Source organism: Enterococcus sp. DIV0008 (assembly GCF_050542615.1).
In the GTDB taxonomy this organism is placed as follows: Bacteria; Bacillota; Bacilli; order Lactobacillales; family Enterococcaceae; genus Enterococcus_D; species Enterococcus_D innesii.
Window position 1 is genome coordinate 358,994 of sequence record NZ_CP172937.1, and the last position, 14,444, is coordinate 373,437.

Annotated in this window: 15 protein-coding genes and 1 other annotated feature; of the genes, 14 read left to right on the forward strand and 1 reads right to left on the reverse strand. The window is 43.6% G+C overall.

Going from position 1 to position 14,444, the window contains the following annotated elements:
- Nucleotides 1-119: 119 nt before the first annotated feature.
- From IGI84_RS01725 to spx, 4 genes are all read left to right on the forward strand, one after another.
- On the forward strand, nt 120-1,481 hold the full coding sequence (locus tag IGI84_RS01725) for a citrate/2-methylcitrate synthase (RefSeq protein WP_185932301.1): 1,362 nt from the start codon (nt 120-122) through the stop codon (nt 1,479-1,481).
- A gap of 253 nt (nt 1,482-1,734) precedes the next feature.
- The gene (locus IGI84_RS01730; protein ID WP_081118855.1) at nt 1,735-3,189 is read left to right on the forward strand and encodes a peptidoglycan DD-metalloendopeptidase family protein; all 1,455 of its coding nucleotides are present in this window, start codon (nt 1,735-1,737) and stop codon (nt 3,187-3,189) included.
- Nucleotides 3,190-3,476: 287 nt separating this feature from the next.
- Entirely contained in the window at nt 3,477-3,878 is a 402-nt protein-coding gene (locus IGI84_RS01735) for an Asp23/Gls24 family envelope stress response protein (RefSeq protein ID WP_005227156.1), read from the forward strand.
- Nucleotides 3,879-3,928: 50 nt separating this feature from the next.
- Nucleotides 3,929-4,378 carry a transcriptional regulator Spx gene (gene spx, locus IGI84_RS01740; RefSeq protein WP_010748641.1) on the forward strand — a complete coding sequence of 150 codons (450 nt, stop codon included), beginning with the start codon at nt 3,929-3,931 and terminating at the stop codon, nt 4,376-4,378.
- A gap of 155 nt (nt 4,379-4,533) precedes the next feature.
- Here spx and rpsD read toward each other — a convergent pair whose 3' ends face one another.
- The gene (rpsD, locus tag IGI84_RS01745; RefSeq protein WP_005227158.1) at nt 4,534-5,145 is read right to left on the reverse strand and encodes a 30S ribosomal protein S4; all 612 of its coding nucleotides are present in this window, start codon (nt 5,143-5,145) and stop codon (nt 4,534-4,536) included.
- 368 nt (nt 5,146-5,513) lie between these two features.
- Between rpsD and IGI84_RS01750 the strand changes: the two genes are divergently transcribed.
- The 10 genes from IGI84_RS01750 to IGI84_RS01795 all read left to right on the forward strand — a co-directional run bounded on the left by IGI84_RS01750 (nt 5,514) and on the right by IGI84_RS01795 (nt 14,439).
- Nucleotides 5,514-6,311 (forward strand): formate/nitrite transporter family protein, encoded by a 798-nt coding sequence (locus tag IGI84_RS01750; RefSeq protein ID WP_077453877.1) that lies wholly within the window; start codon nt 5,514-5,516, stop codon nt 6,309-6,311.
- Between the two features lie 98 nt (nt 6,312-6,409).
- Nucleotides 6,410-6,667, forward strand: a binding site (T-box leader).
- Between the two features lie 50 nt (nt 6,668-6,717).
- Nucleotides 6,718-7,848 (forward strand): 5-methyltetrahydropteroyltriglutamate--homocysteine S-methyltransferase, encoded by a 1,131-nt coding sequence (locus IGI84_RS01755; RefSeq protein WP_081118856.1) that lies wholly within the window; start codon nt 6,718-6,720, stop codon nt 7,846-7,848.
- 25 nt (nt 7,849-7,873) lie between these two features.
- Nucleotides 7,874-8,347, forward strand: a complete 474-nt coding sequence (locus IGI84_RS01760) for an S-ribosylhomocysteine lyase (RefSeq protein WP_081118857.1) — start codon at nt 7,874-7,876, stop codon at nt 8,345-8,347.
- Nucleotides 8,348-8,355: 8 nt separating this feature from the next.
- Complete coding sequence (locus IGI84_RS01765) at nt 8,356-9,129, forward strand: SDR family oxidoreductase (RefSeq protein ID WP_081118858.1); 774 nt, start codon at nt 8,356-8,358, stop codon at nt 9,127-9,129.
- Between the two features lie 33 nt (nt 9,130-9,162).
- Complete coding sequence (locus IGI84_RS01770) at nt 9,163-10,035, forward strand: MetQ/NlpA family ABC transporter substrate-binding protein (protein ID WP_081118859.1); 873 nt, start codon at nt 9,163-9,165, stop codon at nt 10,033-10,035.
- Nucleotides 10,017-10,766, forward strand: a complete 750-nt coding sequence (locus tag IGI84_RS01775; RefSeq protein ID WP_241508768.1) for a 5'-methylthioadenosine/adenosylhomocysteine nucleosidase — start codon at nt 10,017-10,019, stop codon at nt 10,764-10,766. Before IGI84_RS01770 ends, IGI84_RS01775 begins: the two co-directional genes overlap by 19 nt.
- 135 nt (nt 10,767-10,901) lie before the next feature.
- The gene (locus tag IGI84_RS01780; RefSeq protein ID WP_081118860.1) at nt 10,902-11,678 is read left to right on the forward strand and encodes a Cof-type HAD-IIB family hydrolase; all 777 of its coding nucleotides are present in this window, start codon (nt 10,902-10,904) and stop codon (nt 11,676-11,678) included.
- Between the two features lie 117 nt (nt 11,679-11,795).
- The gene (locus IGI84_RS01785; RefSeq protein WP_081118861.1) at nt 11,796-12,218 is read left to right on the forward strand and encodes a methylglyoxal synthase; all 423 of its coding nucleotides are present in this window, start codon (nt 11,796-11,798) and stop codon (nt 12,216-12,218) included.
- Between the two features lie 37 nt (nt 12,219-12,255).
- Nucleotides 12,256-13,491 carry a peptidase T gene (gene pepT / locus IGI84_RS01790; protein ID WP_220426291.1) on the forward strand — a complete coding sequence of 412 codons (1,236 nt, stop codon included), beginning with the start codon at nt 12,256-12,258 and terminating at the stop codon, nt 13,489-13,491.
- Nucleotides 13,492-13,641: 150 nt separating this feature from the next.
- Nucleotides 13,642-14,439: a TIGR00282 family metallophosphoesterase gene (locus IGI84_RS01795; protein ID WP_005227163.1), complete on the forward strand. Its 798-nt coding sequence runs from the start codon at nt 13,642-13,644 to the stop codon at nt 14,437-14,439.
- Nucleotides 14,440-14,444: the final 5 nt, after the last annotated feature.

Genomic DNA, 14,444 nt, shown 5'->3' on the forward strand with positions numbered 1-14,444 from the left:
ATGTGTGAAAGTTTGTTAAAAAGCAGCGATTCTTTCGGATGGTTATTTTAACGATGTTTGTTTACGGTTAAATAACATTGAAGTAGCTGGTTCGGAGAAAGATTGGAGGTAACATCACCGTGGAAAGATTAGAAAAGAAAGAGAAAATGGCATATCTGGCATCGCAATGTGAGAAATACAATTTGATCGATGTGAATCTTTATTCAGAATATGATGTTAAGCGTGGTCTAAGGGATTTGAATGGAACTGGTGTATTAGCTGGATTAACGACAATCTCGACTATTTATCCAGAAAAAATCATTGCCGGGAAGCCAATCGAGGCTTGCGGCGAACTGCGTTATCGCGGAATTGACATCAACGAGTTAGTTGCAGGCTTCGTCAATGAAAAACGCTTTGGCTTTGAAGAGGTTGCATATTTATTACTTTTTGGAGAACTGCCAAATAAAACAGATCTTGCGGCGTTTCATTGCCTATTAGCAGAAAAACGTACTTTGCCGACCAATTTTGTTCGTGACGTCATTATGAAAGCACCTTCTTCTGATATCATGAATAGTTTATCTCGCAGTATCTTGACACTGGCAAGTTATGATCCACAAGCAGATGACATCAGCATTGAAAATGTATTGGAACAAAGTCTGATGCTGATCAGTGTCTTTCCGCTCTTGGCAATCTACGGCTATCATGCCTACAATCATTATAATCAAGGGGAGAGTATGTATATCCACCGCCCGACCGAAGAGTTGAGTACAGCTGAAACGATTTTGACTATGCTGCGCCCAACGAAAGAATATAGCTTCCAAGAAGCCCAAACATTGGATATGGCACTTGTTTTGCATATGGAACATGGCGGCGGGAATAATTCAACCTTTACGACACGAGTCGTTACCTCCAGTGGGACGGATACCTATTCAACGATTGCTGCAGCGCTAGGTTCTTTGAAAGGACCTAAACACGGTGGCGCCAATATCAAAGTGACGGAAATGATGGGGGATTTGAAGCGCAACGTTGCTGACCTTACCGATGAACAGGCAATCCGCAGCTATTTGGAAGCAGTCTTAGATAAAGAGGCGTTTGACCGTAAAGGCTTGATTTATGGCATGGGTCACGCGGTATATAGCGACAACGACCCCCGTGCGGCGATTTTTAAAAATTATGTGGCAAAACTGGCGCAAGAAAAAGGATCAGAAGCTTGGCAAGAATATCAATTGTATACGATGGTGGAACGTATTGCTCCTCAAGTCATCAATGAAAAGCGCAAAATCTACAAAGGAGTCAGTGCCAATATCGACTTTTTCAGCGGGTTTGTTTATAACATGTTGGATCTACCAGAAGAACTGTATACACCAATGTTTGCTATTGCACGGATCGTCGGTTGGTCCGCCCATCGGATCGAAGAGCTGGTCAACGCACAAAAAATCATGCGCCCCGCCTATAAAGAAGTGTCCAGCGATCGCGAATATATCGATATTGAATCAAGGTAGAGCAAAACAGCAGGGAGGACGCTCGCTGCTGTTTTTCATAGGAAAAGCACATTTTACATAAATAAAGCAGGTTTTTGGCGTATTTTTTATAGAAGAAAAGAGAATAAAATGCTAGATTTGGTGAAGAGAATTGTTATAAACGTCACTATATCAGTGTTTTCCTTTTTTTCACACAGAGATGCAAAAAATGATTATAAAATTAGGTGCTTTTTAGGTATGATAGAAGGTGTGACAAAGGAGGATGACTTATTTAATGAAAATGAAAAAATGGATGGCAATCTCTGTCATTTCCAGTCAATTGTTGACCCTATTGCCGGTTTCTGCTGCGGCTTCTGCTGTGAGTCGTGAATCAAATGTTGATCAAACGAGTGCATTGATGTCTGTGTCAAGTGAAGACGGAGGAGCAACTACAGAAGCATCGACCGGAGAGTCTGACGTGCCAAGAACGCCAGCTGAAAATGATGAAGCTGTTCCGGCGCAACCAGCACCGGCGCCGGAACCCGAGCCCAGCCCGGAGCCAACACCAGAACCGGAGCCGAGTCCGGAACCAACACCGGAACCAACACCGGAACCAGAGCCAAGTCCAGAACCGTCAGAACCAACTGAGCCTGATCCGGAACCGACACCAGAACCCGAGCCTACGCCAATTCCGGAACCGGCACCGGAGGAACAAGATCCAGAGGGAGAACCAAGTCAACCGACAAAACCAGAAACGAACCCGAGCCAGCCAACGCCTGAGATCAAGGAAGTGCCCAATGTACCTGAATTGACAATCACAACACCTCAGACTGGTGGCACGTCAAAATTTGAAGTCACCCCAGTCAAAGAAACATGGGACTTTATTATGGAGATTGGTGAGGATGCCCGTAAAGTCGGCTTAGAAGAAGATCTTTACGCATCTGTGATGATTGCCCAAGCAATCTTAGAATCCGGTAGTGGGCAAAGTCAGTTGAGTCAGGAGCCGTTCTATAATCTTTTTGGGATCAAAGGACTATATGAAGGAAATGGGGTTTCTTTCCCAACACAAGAAGACGATGGAAACGGCAATTTGTACACCATCCGTTCGACCTTCCGTCAGTATGACAGCATCGAATCTTCTTTAAAAGATTATGCGAAATTGTTGAAAGAAGGATTGGCTCACAATCCGAATTTTTATAAAGGCGCTTGGAAGTCAGAAACCGAAACCTATGAAGATGCCACGGAATATTTGACGGGACGGTATGCATCAGATACGCAATACAATGAAAAATTGAACGCTTTGATCGAAGCTTATGCGTTGACGAGTTATGACAAAGAGAAAGCAGAGTTGCCAACGGGTAATGAAAAAATGATTTATCCGGTTAGTGATCCGGTCATCTCATCAATGTTTGGTCCACGGGGTAGCGGGTTCCATCGTGGGGTCGACTTTGCAGCACCTCAAGGAACCCCGATCATGGCTAGTCTTTCAGGAACGGTGATTCGCTCAGAATATCATGCTTCCTGGGGGAATTATGTAGCGATCGAACATCAAAATGGCTTGACGACACTGTATGCTCACAATCACCGCAATTTAGTAGAGGTTGGGCAGACGGTGGAACAAGGCGAAGTGATTGCTTCCATGGGAAGTACGGGGAACAGTACAGGTCCTCACTTGCATTTTGAAGTTAGTCTTTCACCTAGTTTAGCCCGGCATCAACTGATTGATCCATTAGATGCCTTGTCAAAATAACAAAGAAAAAAGGAGAGCGGTGTAGCTGCTTTCTTTTTTTTTGTCAAGAAAAATGAATCATTTCAAGAAAATTATGCTTTGAGATTTTTTTAGCGCATTCATTTTATTTCGCATGATAAATTTATTCCGAAAACAAGTGTTTTTCTTTGTAAAAAAAACAAAAAGAATTTATGCTAGAAAGGTAGGGAAAAAAATTCCCAAGAGGAATGTCCACTTTAGACAAGGTCGTATGTGCGACTTTGCGATGTCTCTAGTATCCTTTCTTATTTAACCAAGGAGTGTGAAAAATGACTGACGATCAGCAAACAACGAATGTGTCTAATGAAGCAGCGCAAGCAAGTCCACTGTCCTTTGAAGAGAAAGTCATTGAAACAATTGTTGGTGTCGCTTTGCAGTCAATTGATGGCTTGATTAGTGTAAATGGCAGATTTCTTTCAGATATGACCGAAAACCTTGAAGAACAGCCGCAAGTCGCGTCTGGTATTGATGTGGAAGTTGGCAAAGAAGAGGTTGCAGTTGATTTGGAAGTAATCGTGGCTTACGGCAAAGATATCCCCAAACTCTTTGCGCAAGTCCAAGAAGTGGTCTTAGAAGAAATTAGCCGCTTGACTTCTTTGAAAGTCAAAGAGATCAATATTCGAATCGCCGATATCGTCAAACAGGAAACGATCGATCAAATCGAAGGTTGAGCACCAGACAAAAAATCGAAGTACATCAAAGAGAAAGGAAGAATGAACAAATGATATCACTATATACAACACCCAGCTGTACGTCATGTCGTAAAGCCCGTGCATGGTTGACCGAAAATGAACTACCATTTAAAGAGAGAAACATTTTTAGCGATCCATTAAATAGTGATGAACTAATGGAGATTCTTTCTTTAACGAAAAATGGAACGGAAGACATTATATCTACTCGTTCGAAAGTGTACCAAAAGTTAGACATTGATTTAGAAGAGTTGAAGCTAGAAGAGCTGCTTTCATTGATCGAAAAATACCCGAACTTATTGAAACGACCAATTATCTTAGATGAGAACAAGCTCCAAGTGGGGTACAATGAAGAAGATATTCGTAAATTCGTGCCACGAAACTTACGAAAGATCATTTTCAAACGACGCCAAACAGAGCTGCTCATGTTTAATTATCGCCAAAAGCAAGAAGAAGGCGAATCTGTTGCGAACTTTATCTAATAAAATAATAGGAACAAAACCGGCAAATGAATACAGCGATGTATCATTGTCGGTTTTTTTAGTATTTTTTTCAAGGGTCTTCTTAAGAGGATCCGTAAATCCGTTGATTCCACAAAAAAACACGATTCCAAAAAGGAATCGTGTCGGTTGAAATCTTAAAGTTTTTGGTTGTAGAATTCAACGACTAGTGCTTCGTCAACTTCTGCAGACAATTCATCACGCTCAGGTAAACGAGTTAATGAACCTTCTAATTTTTCGCTATCAAAGCTTACAAATGACGCGCGGCCAGCTGTTGCTTCAACTGCTTCTTTGATTGTTGAGATGTTTTGTGATTTTTCACGAACGCTGATGACTTGTCCAACTTCAACGTGGTATGAAGGGATATCAACGCGTTTGCCATCAACTAAAACGTGACCGTGGTTTACTAATTGACGTGCTTGACGACGAGTAGTTGCTAAACCTAGACGGTAAACAACGTTATCTAAGCGTTGTTCTAACAAGATCATGAAGTTAACACCGTGTTTACCTTCTTTGATTTTGCTTGCTTTGATAAACAATGTACGGAATTGACGTTCGTTCATACCATACATATGACGCAATTTTTGTTTCTCAGTTAATTGCATGCCGTATTCTGATTTTTTGCCACGGCTGTTTGGTCCGTGTTGACCTGGAGCGTAAGGGCGACGTGCCAATTCTTTTCCAGTTTCTGATAAAGAAATTCCTAAACGACGAGAAATTTTCCATGATGGTCCTGTATAACGAGACATAATTTAGTTCCTCCAATAAAATAGTTTGGAGTAAAATAATCCGTTGAAAAACTCACATTCGTGCAGTTCGTTCTTCAATCTTCACCTTTGCAGCCGCGGTTACGCAATTGCACCCGAGGGGCAACGAACTGGTGACGAGCTGTTATTTTCCTGCTGCATTATTTTACACAAGGAATAGTATACGACAAACTAGGGGCAAAAGTCAAGATGGAGCTGACTTTGGATTTGATGAAAACAAATCTTGAAATTTTTCATTAATTACTTATATTTTCAAATATCTCTTTACAAAACAGCTTTTCGTCATTAGAATATGAAAGTATTGTGCAAATGATAACGAAGTGAAATTATTCATAAAAGGAGTAGAAAAAATGAATCCAGTATCCCCATTATTTGAGAAGATCGATTCTTCCATAGAAAAGAAAATCGATTTGATCAAGAGTAGTTATTTGCGTTACGCTGTACGTGCGATGATGGCTTGTTTATTCTTGACCCTCGGAACAGCTATTGCTTTTGCGATCGCTATGAAAGGTGAATCAATGGTTCACGGGTTAGGAAAAATTTTGTATGCATTTATGTTTAGTTGGTCTTTAGTCATGATTCTTTATATGAACGCAGAATTAGGAACATCGAATATGTTGTATATGACTGTTGGGGTTTACCGGAAACGTCTAAGTATTCCTTTGGCATTGAAAATTTTGTTTACGTGCGTCTTATTCAACTTGATCGGCGGGGTGATCTTTGGCTCGATCGTTGCGCTGACAGGTCCGTTCCAAGGACTGACCGCAGATAACTTTATGCTGACCTCGATCACTGCGAAATTAGAAAAATCCACTATCCAAATTTTAGTAGAAGCGATGTTTGCCAATATCGTGGTAAACACAGCCGTGTTAGTAAGTATGCGGATGAAAGATGACGCCGGAAAAATAGCGGCCATCATTTTCATCATCTTTATCTTTGCTTTCTTAGGCTTTGAACACGTTATTGCTAACTTCCCAGCATTTACTTTAGCTTTCTGGGCTTCAGGCGGACACTTGGCAGGTATGACTGTCGGCAGTGTGATCCATAATTTAGTCTTTGCCTTTATCGGCAACTATATCGGCGGTGGCTTGGTCATGGGGCTGGGTTACGCATGGTTGAACAACTCAAAATCGACCTATGTCGACTAATCATAATCAAGGAAAAGAAGCAGCGATGCTTCTTTTTTTTACGAAAAAGTGGATTGACAGCTCTTCGACCTTCTGCTATCCTTGTTAAAAATCAAACAGAAAACACGTTGATAAAGAAAGTAAGATTTTGCGGAATTCCTGACAGAGAGCCCTGACAGCTGAAAAGGGGCGGAAGAAAACGAATCTGAAAATGGCTTTTGAGTGGGTACTTCGAGAAAAATTTTTTTAGAGGTGCACGGCGATCTCCGTTATCATGGATCCCAATATCACGCAGTAGCGTCGCATTGGAGCAGAGGTGTTTGCTGTAAGGCAGATACAAACAAAGGTGGTACCATGTAAGTTATTACATCCTTAGGAGAATACTCTCTTAAGGATTTTTTTTTACCCAAAAAAAGGAGGAATTCAGATGTGTCAATCAATCAATCACCATGAAATCGTTGGAAGTTTTCTGCGGCCAGAACCCCTCAAGAAAGCCAGAGAGGCCTATACCGCAGGTGTTATTTCTGGAAAAGAGTTGAAAGAAGTGGAAGATCAAGCAATCAAGGAGTTGATTGCTAAGCAAAAAGCAGCCGGCCTGAAGGTGGTAAGCGATGGCGAGTTTCGGAGAAGTTATTGGCACCTTGACTTCTTCTGGGGGCTTGCTGGGGTCGAGCATACGCTCATGGAGCAAGGATACTTGTTCCAGGGAGAAGAGACTCGAGCAGATTCAGCGCGACTTGTTGGCAAGGTTGCCTTTGATCCTTCGCATCCTGTATTTGATGAGTATCGGTTTGCGGCCAAAGTTGCCGAGGGAGTACCGGTGCGTCAAAGCATACCGGCGCCTGCACAGTTTTATGCAGAATTGGTTCGTGATACAAATGAAGCTTATGTAGACCGCTTTTATCCAGATCGAGAAGTATTATTTGAGGATATTGGTCGTGCCTATCGAGAAACGATCCTTGCCTTGTATACACTTGGTTGCCGACAGATCAAACTGGATGATTGTACGTGGGGAATGCTAGTTGATCAGAATTTCTGGCAAACGATGACCAATGGTTCATTCGATCCAACCGCATTACAAGAAATATACGTGGAGTTGAATAATCGTGCGTTAGTAGATCTACCAGAGGATCTTCATGTGACGACCCACATTTGTCGTGGCAATTATCACTCGACGTGGGCTACTTCCGGGGGATATGAACCAGTAGCGGCTACTTTGTTTGGTCGTGAGACTGTGGAGGCCTTTTTCTTAGAGTTTGACGACGAGCGCTCCGGTGGCTTTGAACCATTGCGTTACGTGCCGGCTGACAAAAAGGTTGTTTTAGGATTAGTGACGAGCAAAGACGGCCAATTAGAAGACAAAGCTTCCCTAATTGCTCGTATCAATGAAGCCAGTGCCTATATCCCCCTTGATCGTCTCAGCCTGAGCCCGCAATGTGGTTTTGCTTCAACAGAAGAAGGCAATATTTTATCAGAAGAAGAGCAATGGAAAAAAATAAACTTGATTACGGAAGTTGCCCAAGAAGTTTGGGGGCTTCAGGGAGTACCCGCTGTTTAAAAAATGAGAAAGTAGGAGAACAACTATGGCAGAAGTAGAAAGCTTTACACTGGATCACAACAAAGTGATTGCACCATATGTTCGTGTGATCACGACAGAAACTGGAGGAAAGGGAGATACCATCACCAACTACGATTTGCGCTTTGCTCAACCCAACAAAGCAGAGATCCCTACTGGAGCGATCCATACATTGGAGCACCTGTTAGCAGCACTGTTGCGGGATCGGTTAGAAGGAATCATTGATATTTCTCCTTTTGGTTGCCGTACCGGCTTTCATTTGCTTGTTTGGGAACGCTATGAGCCAGCTGAAGTTGCACGGGCATTAAAAGATACATTGACCCAAATCGTAACGGAGATCGAGTGGGAAGACGTTCAAGGAACAGATGCGAAAAGCTGTGGAAACTATCGAGATCATTCATTATTTTCTGCAAAAGAATGGGCAAAATCAGTACTCGAACAAGGAATCAGTGAAGATGCTTTTGAACGGAAAGTTGTTTAGGTGACGATATGGTATTTCCCCAATTAAAGCAGAAAATCGTTCTTGTCATTGGTGGTGCTCAAGGGATTGGTGCAGCGGTTCGGCGTACATTTTTGACGGAATCAGCGGTCGTTATCGATGCGGATCGTCAATACAAAGATACGTTCAGTCAAACATCGGCTAATGCTTACCAATGTTTTCTCGATATTTGTGAAGAAGCATCCGTTTTGAGACTGCGCGATGAATTAGTTAAACGGCAACTGGTTCCTGACGTTTTGATTCATGTCGCGGGAATTTCGATCATGGATGATTTTTTAGCAAGTCAAACGGAAGACTTCGATCGGGTATTTGCTGTCAACACGCGAGGTGCCTACCTCGTTTTGCGAACATTTACTGCTGAGATGAAACAGGTCAAAAAAGCTGGCCGGGTAGTCGTTATTGCTTCACAAGCAGGGAAAAATCCTTATCGCGGGATGACAGCCTATGTAGCCTCTAAACATGCGGTCATTGGGTTGACGAAGAATTTGGCGTTAGAAGTAGCTGCTGACGGTATTCAGGTCAATGCTGTTTGCCCCGGGATCATTGAAACGGAAATGAAACAGCGTGAACGAGTTGACGGTGCTAAGCTTAGGGGGCTCACAGTAGCAGAAATTGAAGCAGAAGATGCTTCACAAGTGCCCTTAAGACGTACAGGGACACCACAAGATGTTGCGAATGTGGTTTTATTCCTAGCTAGTCCCTTAGCTAGTTATCTGACAGGGCAGGCGATCAACGTTACTGGTGGAATGACGATGCATGGATGAAAAAAGGATCAAAGTAGAAAGGGTGGTTGTGTAATGAAAAAAGCGATTTGGCTAACTTTAGTGAGTGCAGGTCTTTTATTGGTTGGTTGTGGGCAACAAGTAGAAACAAGAACAGAGGATCAAAAGGAGCAAGGGGAGACAGAAAAAGTTGTGATTGGTTCGGTGGGCAGCGATGCTCAGATATGGAAATTTATCGCTGATCTGGATGCCACTAGTGAAGCCGGTTTGACGATCGAAGTCAAGGAGATTGATAGTGGTCCCCAACTTAACACTGCTACAGTTGATGGTGAAGTAGATGTCAATGCCTTCCAGTCATTAGGGTATTTACTGAGTTTCAATCAAGACAGTGAGACGGCTTTGGTGCCGATTGCTACGACGTACATGGAACCGATGGGTATCTATTCTGACAAATATGAGGCGTTATCCGAAGTTCCCGAAGAAGCTACTGTGGCAATAGCTGACAATCCCGCTAATACCGCACGAGGGCTTCGTTTGTTGGAGACGGCAGGATTGATTACGCTATCTGCTGATTTTGATAATGGCACAGGGACACCCTCAGACGTTAGTGACAATCCTAGAAATCTCTCGTTTCGCTTGATCGATGACACAACCGGACCGCGTATTTTACAAGACGTTGATTTAGCATTGATCAGCAACACTGTTGCGTTTGAAGGAGGATTGAATGTGCTGACAGACTCCCTTTATAAAGAAGAGATCGACCAAAATACGATAACGAGCATCAATGTCTTAGTCACGACAAAAGACAGACAAGCAGAGCCAGCGCTCCAAAAATTGGCTGCATTATACCACAGTCAGGCGGTTAAAGAATATATTGAAGAGAACTTTGGTGGAACGAAAGTAGATGTACAAGAGGAGATTGAACCCTTATGGCAAGAACTCCAATAACGATCGCAATTGTGGCGGCAATGTCGGAGGAGCTGGCACCCTTTCATCAAATATATCCTGGAAAGCTGTTACGAAAACAAGGAAAATGTTGCATCACTGAGAGTCAGTGGTTCTACGAGGCGATGACAGGATCACTGGTTTTAATAGAAACAGGCATTGGAAAAGCCAATGCCGCATTTGCGACTGGCCTGCTCTGTGAAGGGGCTCGTCCGGATGTCATCATCAACACGGGGTCAGCAGGTGGGCTGAATCCTAAGTGTGCTGTAGGAGATGTTGTTTTTGCCCAACAACTGCTATACAGTGACGTGGATGCAACGGGTTTTTCCTATGATTTCGGACAAGTACCGCAAATGCCTGCTGTGTATCCTTTACCGTCAGACTGGCAAAAGAAAATCACAAGGTACTTCGACACTCCGCAATCAACTGCAACCTATAAGCGCCACCAAGGAATGATTTTGACGGCGGATTCCTTTATGAGTAGCCCTGCCTTTATTGAGCAAGTAAAAACGCGTTTTCCTGAGGCACTGGCTTCGGATATGGAGAGTACAGCGATTGCACAAATAGCAAAATTTTATCGGGTACCTGTAGTGAATATTCGTGGGATCTCCGATCTTGCGGGGGCAGAGGCACCGCAAGTTTTTGAGCAGCAGCTAGCTACTGCTGCGAGACATGCCTTCATAGAAGTTCAGCAGTTTCTGAAATTTCTCTTGAAAGAAGCTATCATCCCTTAACGGAGCGTTGAAATCAGCGCCTATTTGTGTTAAGAATAAGTATGTACGGTTTTTCTTGCTGTTTTTTGTAAAAATGACCGCAACCAAGACCAAAATCTTAGTTACTTCTTAATAGAAAGCGAGCCTTAACCTTTTATGAATCGGAAATTCTTTGCCTTTGATATTGATGGAACCTTGCTTGACTCGAACAAACAGCCACTAGACAGTACGCTAAAAGCCCTTGATCTTCTGCGAGATGCTGGCCATTTCGTGACCGTTGCCACTGGGCGCAGTCGTTTCCACGCCCAAGATATTATTCGTTCGTTGTCCTTTGATAATTACATTTTATGTAATGGGGCAGCTGCTTTTCTTTCGCATCAGCAGGTGTATAAAAACTTACTCGATGAAACGCAATTGGCTGCTTTCGTGGCAGAAGCCCAAGAGCTTGGGATCGACACGGCATTTGTCGGGATGGATACAGCGAAACGAGCGTCTTCGTTGGATATTGCTAAAATGGAAGCAGCGATGCATTCTTTTGGTGCCCAACTTCCTGAGTTGGACATGGATTTTCCCGAAGAAAAAGAAGTTTATCAAGCATTGGCTTTTTACGGAAAAGAGTATGAGCATTTCTTTGACGAGAAATATAGCAAACTGCGCTTTGTGCGTTGGCATGAAAACAGTGTGGATGTCGTTCCAAAAGAAGGCTCCAAAGCAGCAACGATCCTGTGCGTCGCGGAACAATTAGGGATAGCGCAAGAAGATGTGATCTGTTTTGGTGATGGCCAAAACGATCGTGAAATGCTGACCGCCGCAGGTGTCGGTGTGGCCATGGGCAATGCGGTCTCTGAGATCCAACAAGTCGCAGATATGGTGACCGCTAGCAATGATGAAGATGGCATCTGGTTAGCCTTAAAAGAATTACAACTGATTTAAAAGGAATCCTTTAGACATAGCACAGCCGGTTTGCGGCATCTGTGCTATGTTTTTTTGTTTTTTCTCGGTCGCAAAGAAAATAAATTGGTACAATAGAAAAAAGGGGGAATGCAGCAAATGAAAATCGCATTGATTGCTCATGATCGAAAAAAGGATGTAATGGTAAAGTTAGTGACTGCCTATCGAGAAATTTTGGTGCAGCACGAACTTTTTGCAACAGGAACTACGGGAAAGAGAATTGAAGAAGCAACCCAGTTGCCTGTCCACCGCTACAAATCAGGACCGCTGGGAGGAGATCAGCAAATTGGCGCCATGATTTCGCAAGATGATTTGGACATGGTGATCTTTTTGCGCGATCCTTTAGCCGCACAACCCCATGAACCAGATGTAACGGCATTGATTCGCTTGTCGGATGTATACGAGATTCCTTTAGCCACCAATATGGGAACGGCAGAAATCTTGCTGCGCGGGTTAGCAGCTGGCTTTGCTGATTTTCGACAAGTGATCCACGAAACGGACAATCGTCCCCTGTCGTTATAGGGAGAACAAAATAATTGAAGAGGAAGGACGTGCAGAATTGAAAGCAATCTTAAAGGATTTTTTGACCTATGCAAAAATGAATACTCGCTCGGACGCGACGAGTCAGAGCATCCCAACGACGCCGGGACAAGTTGAGTTGGCTCTTTTATTGAAAGATCAGTTGATCGAGATGGGGGTAGCGGATGTTGCTTACTACGAAAAGAATAGTTTTGTGATCGGACGTCTACCTGGTAATCCTGAAAAAACGGCGATTGGCTTTATTGCCCATGTAGATACGGCAGATTTCGAAGCTGAAAATATTCAGCCACAGATCCATGAAAATTACGATGGCAAGGATGTTTGTTTAAATAAAGAAAAAGCCATTTATATGACAACTGCTGAATTTCCGAACCTCAAAGACTATATCGGCGAAACGTTGATCACAACGGATGGAACGACCCTGCTGGGGGCAGATGATAAAGCTGGTATCGCAGAGATCATTGACGCGCTGCGCATCTTACAAACGATGGATGCGCATAAACGTGGCGATGTCTGGGTTGCTTTTGGTCCTGATGAAGAGATCGGGACTGGTGCTGATCGCTTTGATGCGGCGGATTTTCCAGTGGCATTTGCTTACACGATGGACAGTGGTCGTGTGGGGCATATGGAATATGAAACCTTTAATGCTGCTCGTATTGATATAACAATCGATGGTACGAGTGTGCATCCTGGGACTGCCTATGGTCGTTTGGTCAACGCTTTGAAAATCGCGCATCAAATCGACGATGCATTACCAGCAGAGGAAGTTCCTGAACGCACTCGTGGGTATGAAGGTTTTTACCTACTGCACAATTTGACGGGACATATTGGTCGAGCAGAAGTTTCTTATATCATTCGTGATCATGACCATGCGCTTTTTGAACAGCGAAAAGCCAACATCGTGGGGATCATTGACGAATTGAACACAGTTTATGGGCAAGAACGTATCACCTATACGCTGTATGATCAATATTACAACATGGGGGATTTGATCAAGAAAGATCCCCGCAGTATCGAAGCTGCCCGAGCAGGGATGCAAGCGATTGGTGTGACGCCAATCGAAGCGCCGTTTCGTGGCGGGACCGATGGCTCGAAAATCACCTATAAAGGCATTCCAACACCGAACTTATTTGTCGGTGGTGAAAACTTCCATGGCCAGTATGAATTTATTACCGTGGAAGCGATGGAAAAAGCCCGTGATTTGATCGTGGCGATCGTGGAACATGTAGGACAAGAGGACACCACTGTTTCCTAAGAGAATCGAGCGACACGCTAGACCCATGCGAAAGAGTCTAGCGTGTTTTTTTGTTTTGTTGCAGGGAAGAACCGCAAGTGAAAGAACCTTTTTTTTCTGGACCAAAACCCTTATAATAGAAAAGAAGCTAAAAGAGAAGAGGAAAAATGTGTGCGGGTATTATTCATTGGAGATGTAGTTGGTTCATTAGGAAGAGAAACGATCACGGAGTACCTTCCAAAATTAAAAAAGGTGTATCGACCACAGGTGACGATCGCAAACGGCGAGAATGCGGCGGCGGGTCGTGGGATCACTGGAAAAATCTATAAGAAATTTTTGCAAGATGGTGTCGATGTCGTGACATTAGGCAATCATACATGGGACAACCGTGATATTTTTGAATTTATTGGCGATGCGAAGAAAATGATTCGTCCAGCCAATTTTCCAGAAGGAACACCGGGCGTCGGCATGGTATTTGTGAAAGTCAACACCATTGAATTGGCGGTGATCAACATGCAAGCTCGCTCGTTCATGGTCGACCTTGATGATCCGTTTCGCAAAATGGATGAACTGGTTGCGATTGCCCGCAAACGTACACCGTTTATCTTTGTGGATTTTCATGGGGAAACCACCAGCGAAAAACAAGCGATGGGCTGGTATTTGGATGGCCGTGTTTCGGCAGTCGTCGGCACGCATACCCATGTCCAGACCAATGATGCGCGGATTTTGCCCCAAGGAACGGCTTATTTGTCAGATGTCGGTATGACTGGTCCTTATGATGGAATCTTGGGAATGAAACGCGAACCAGTCATTGAGAAATTTTTGACGGCGTTGCCGCAACGGTTTGAAGTGATTGAAAAAGGCCGCAGTATTTTGTCGGCTTGCTTGCTTGAGATTGATGAAGCCACTGGTAAAGCAAAATCGATCCGTCCGATCCAAATCAGTGAAGATCGCCCGTTTACAGAATAGGAGAA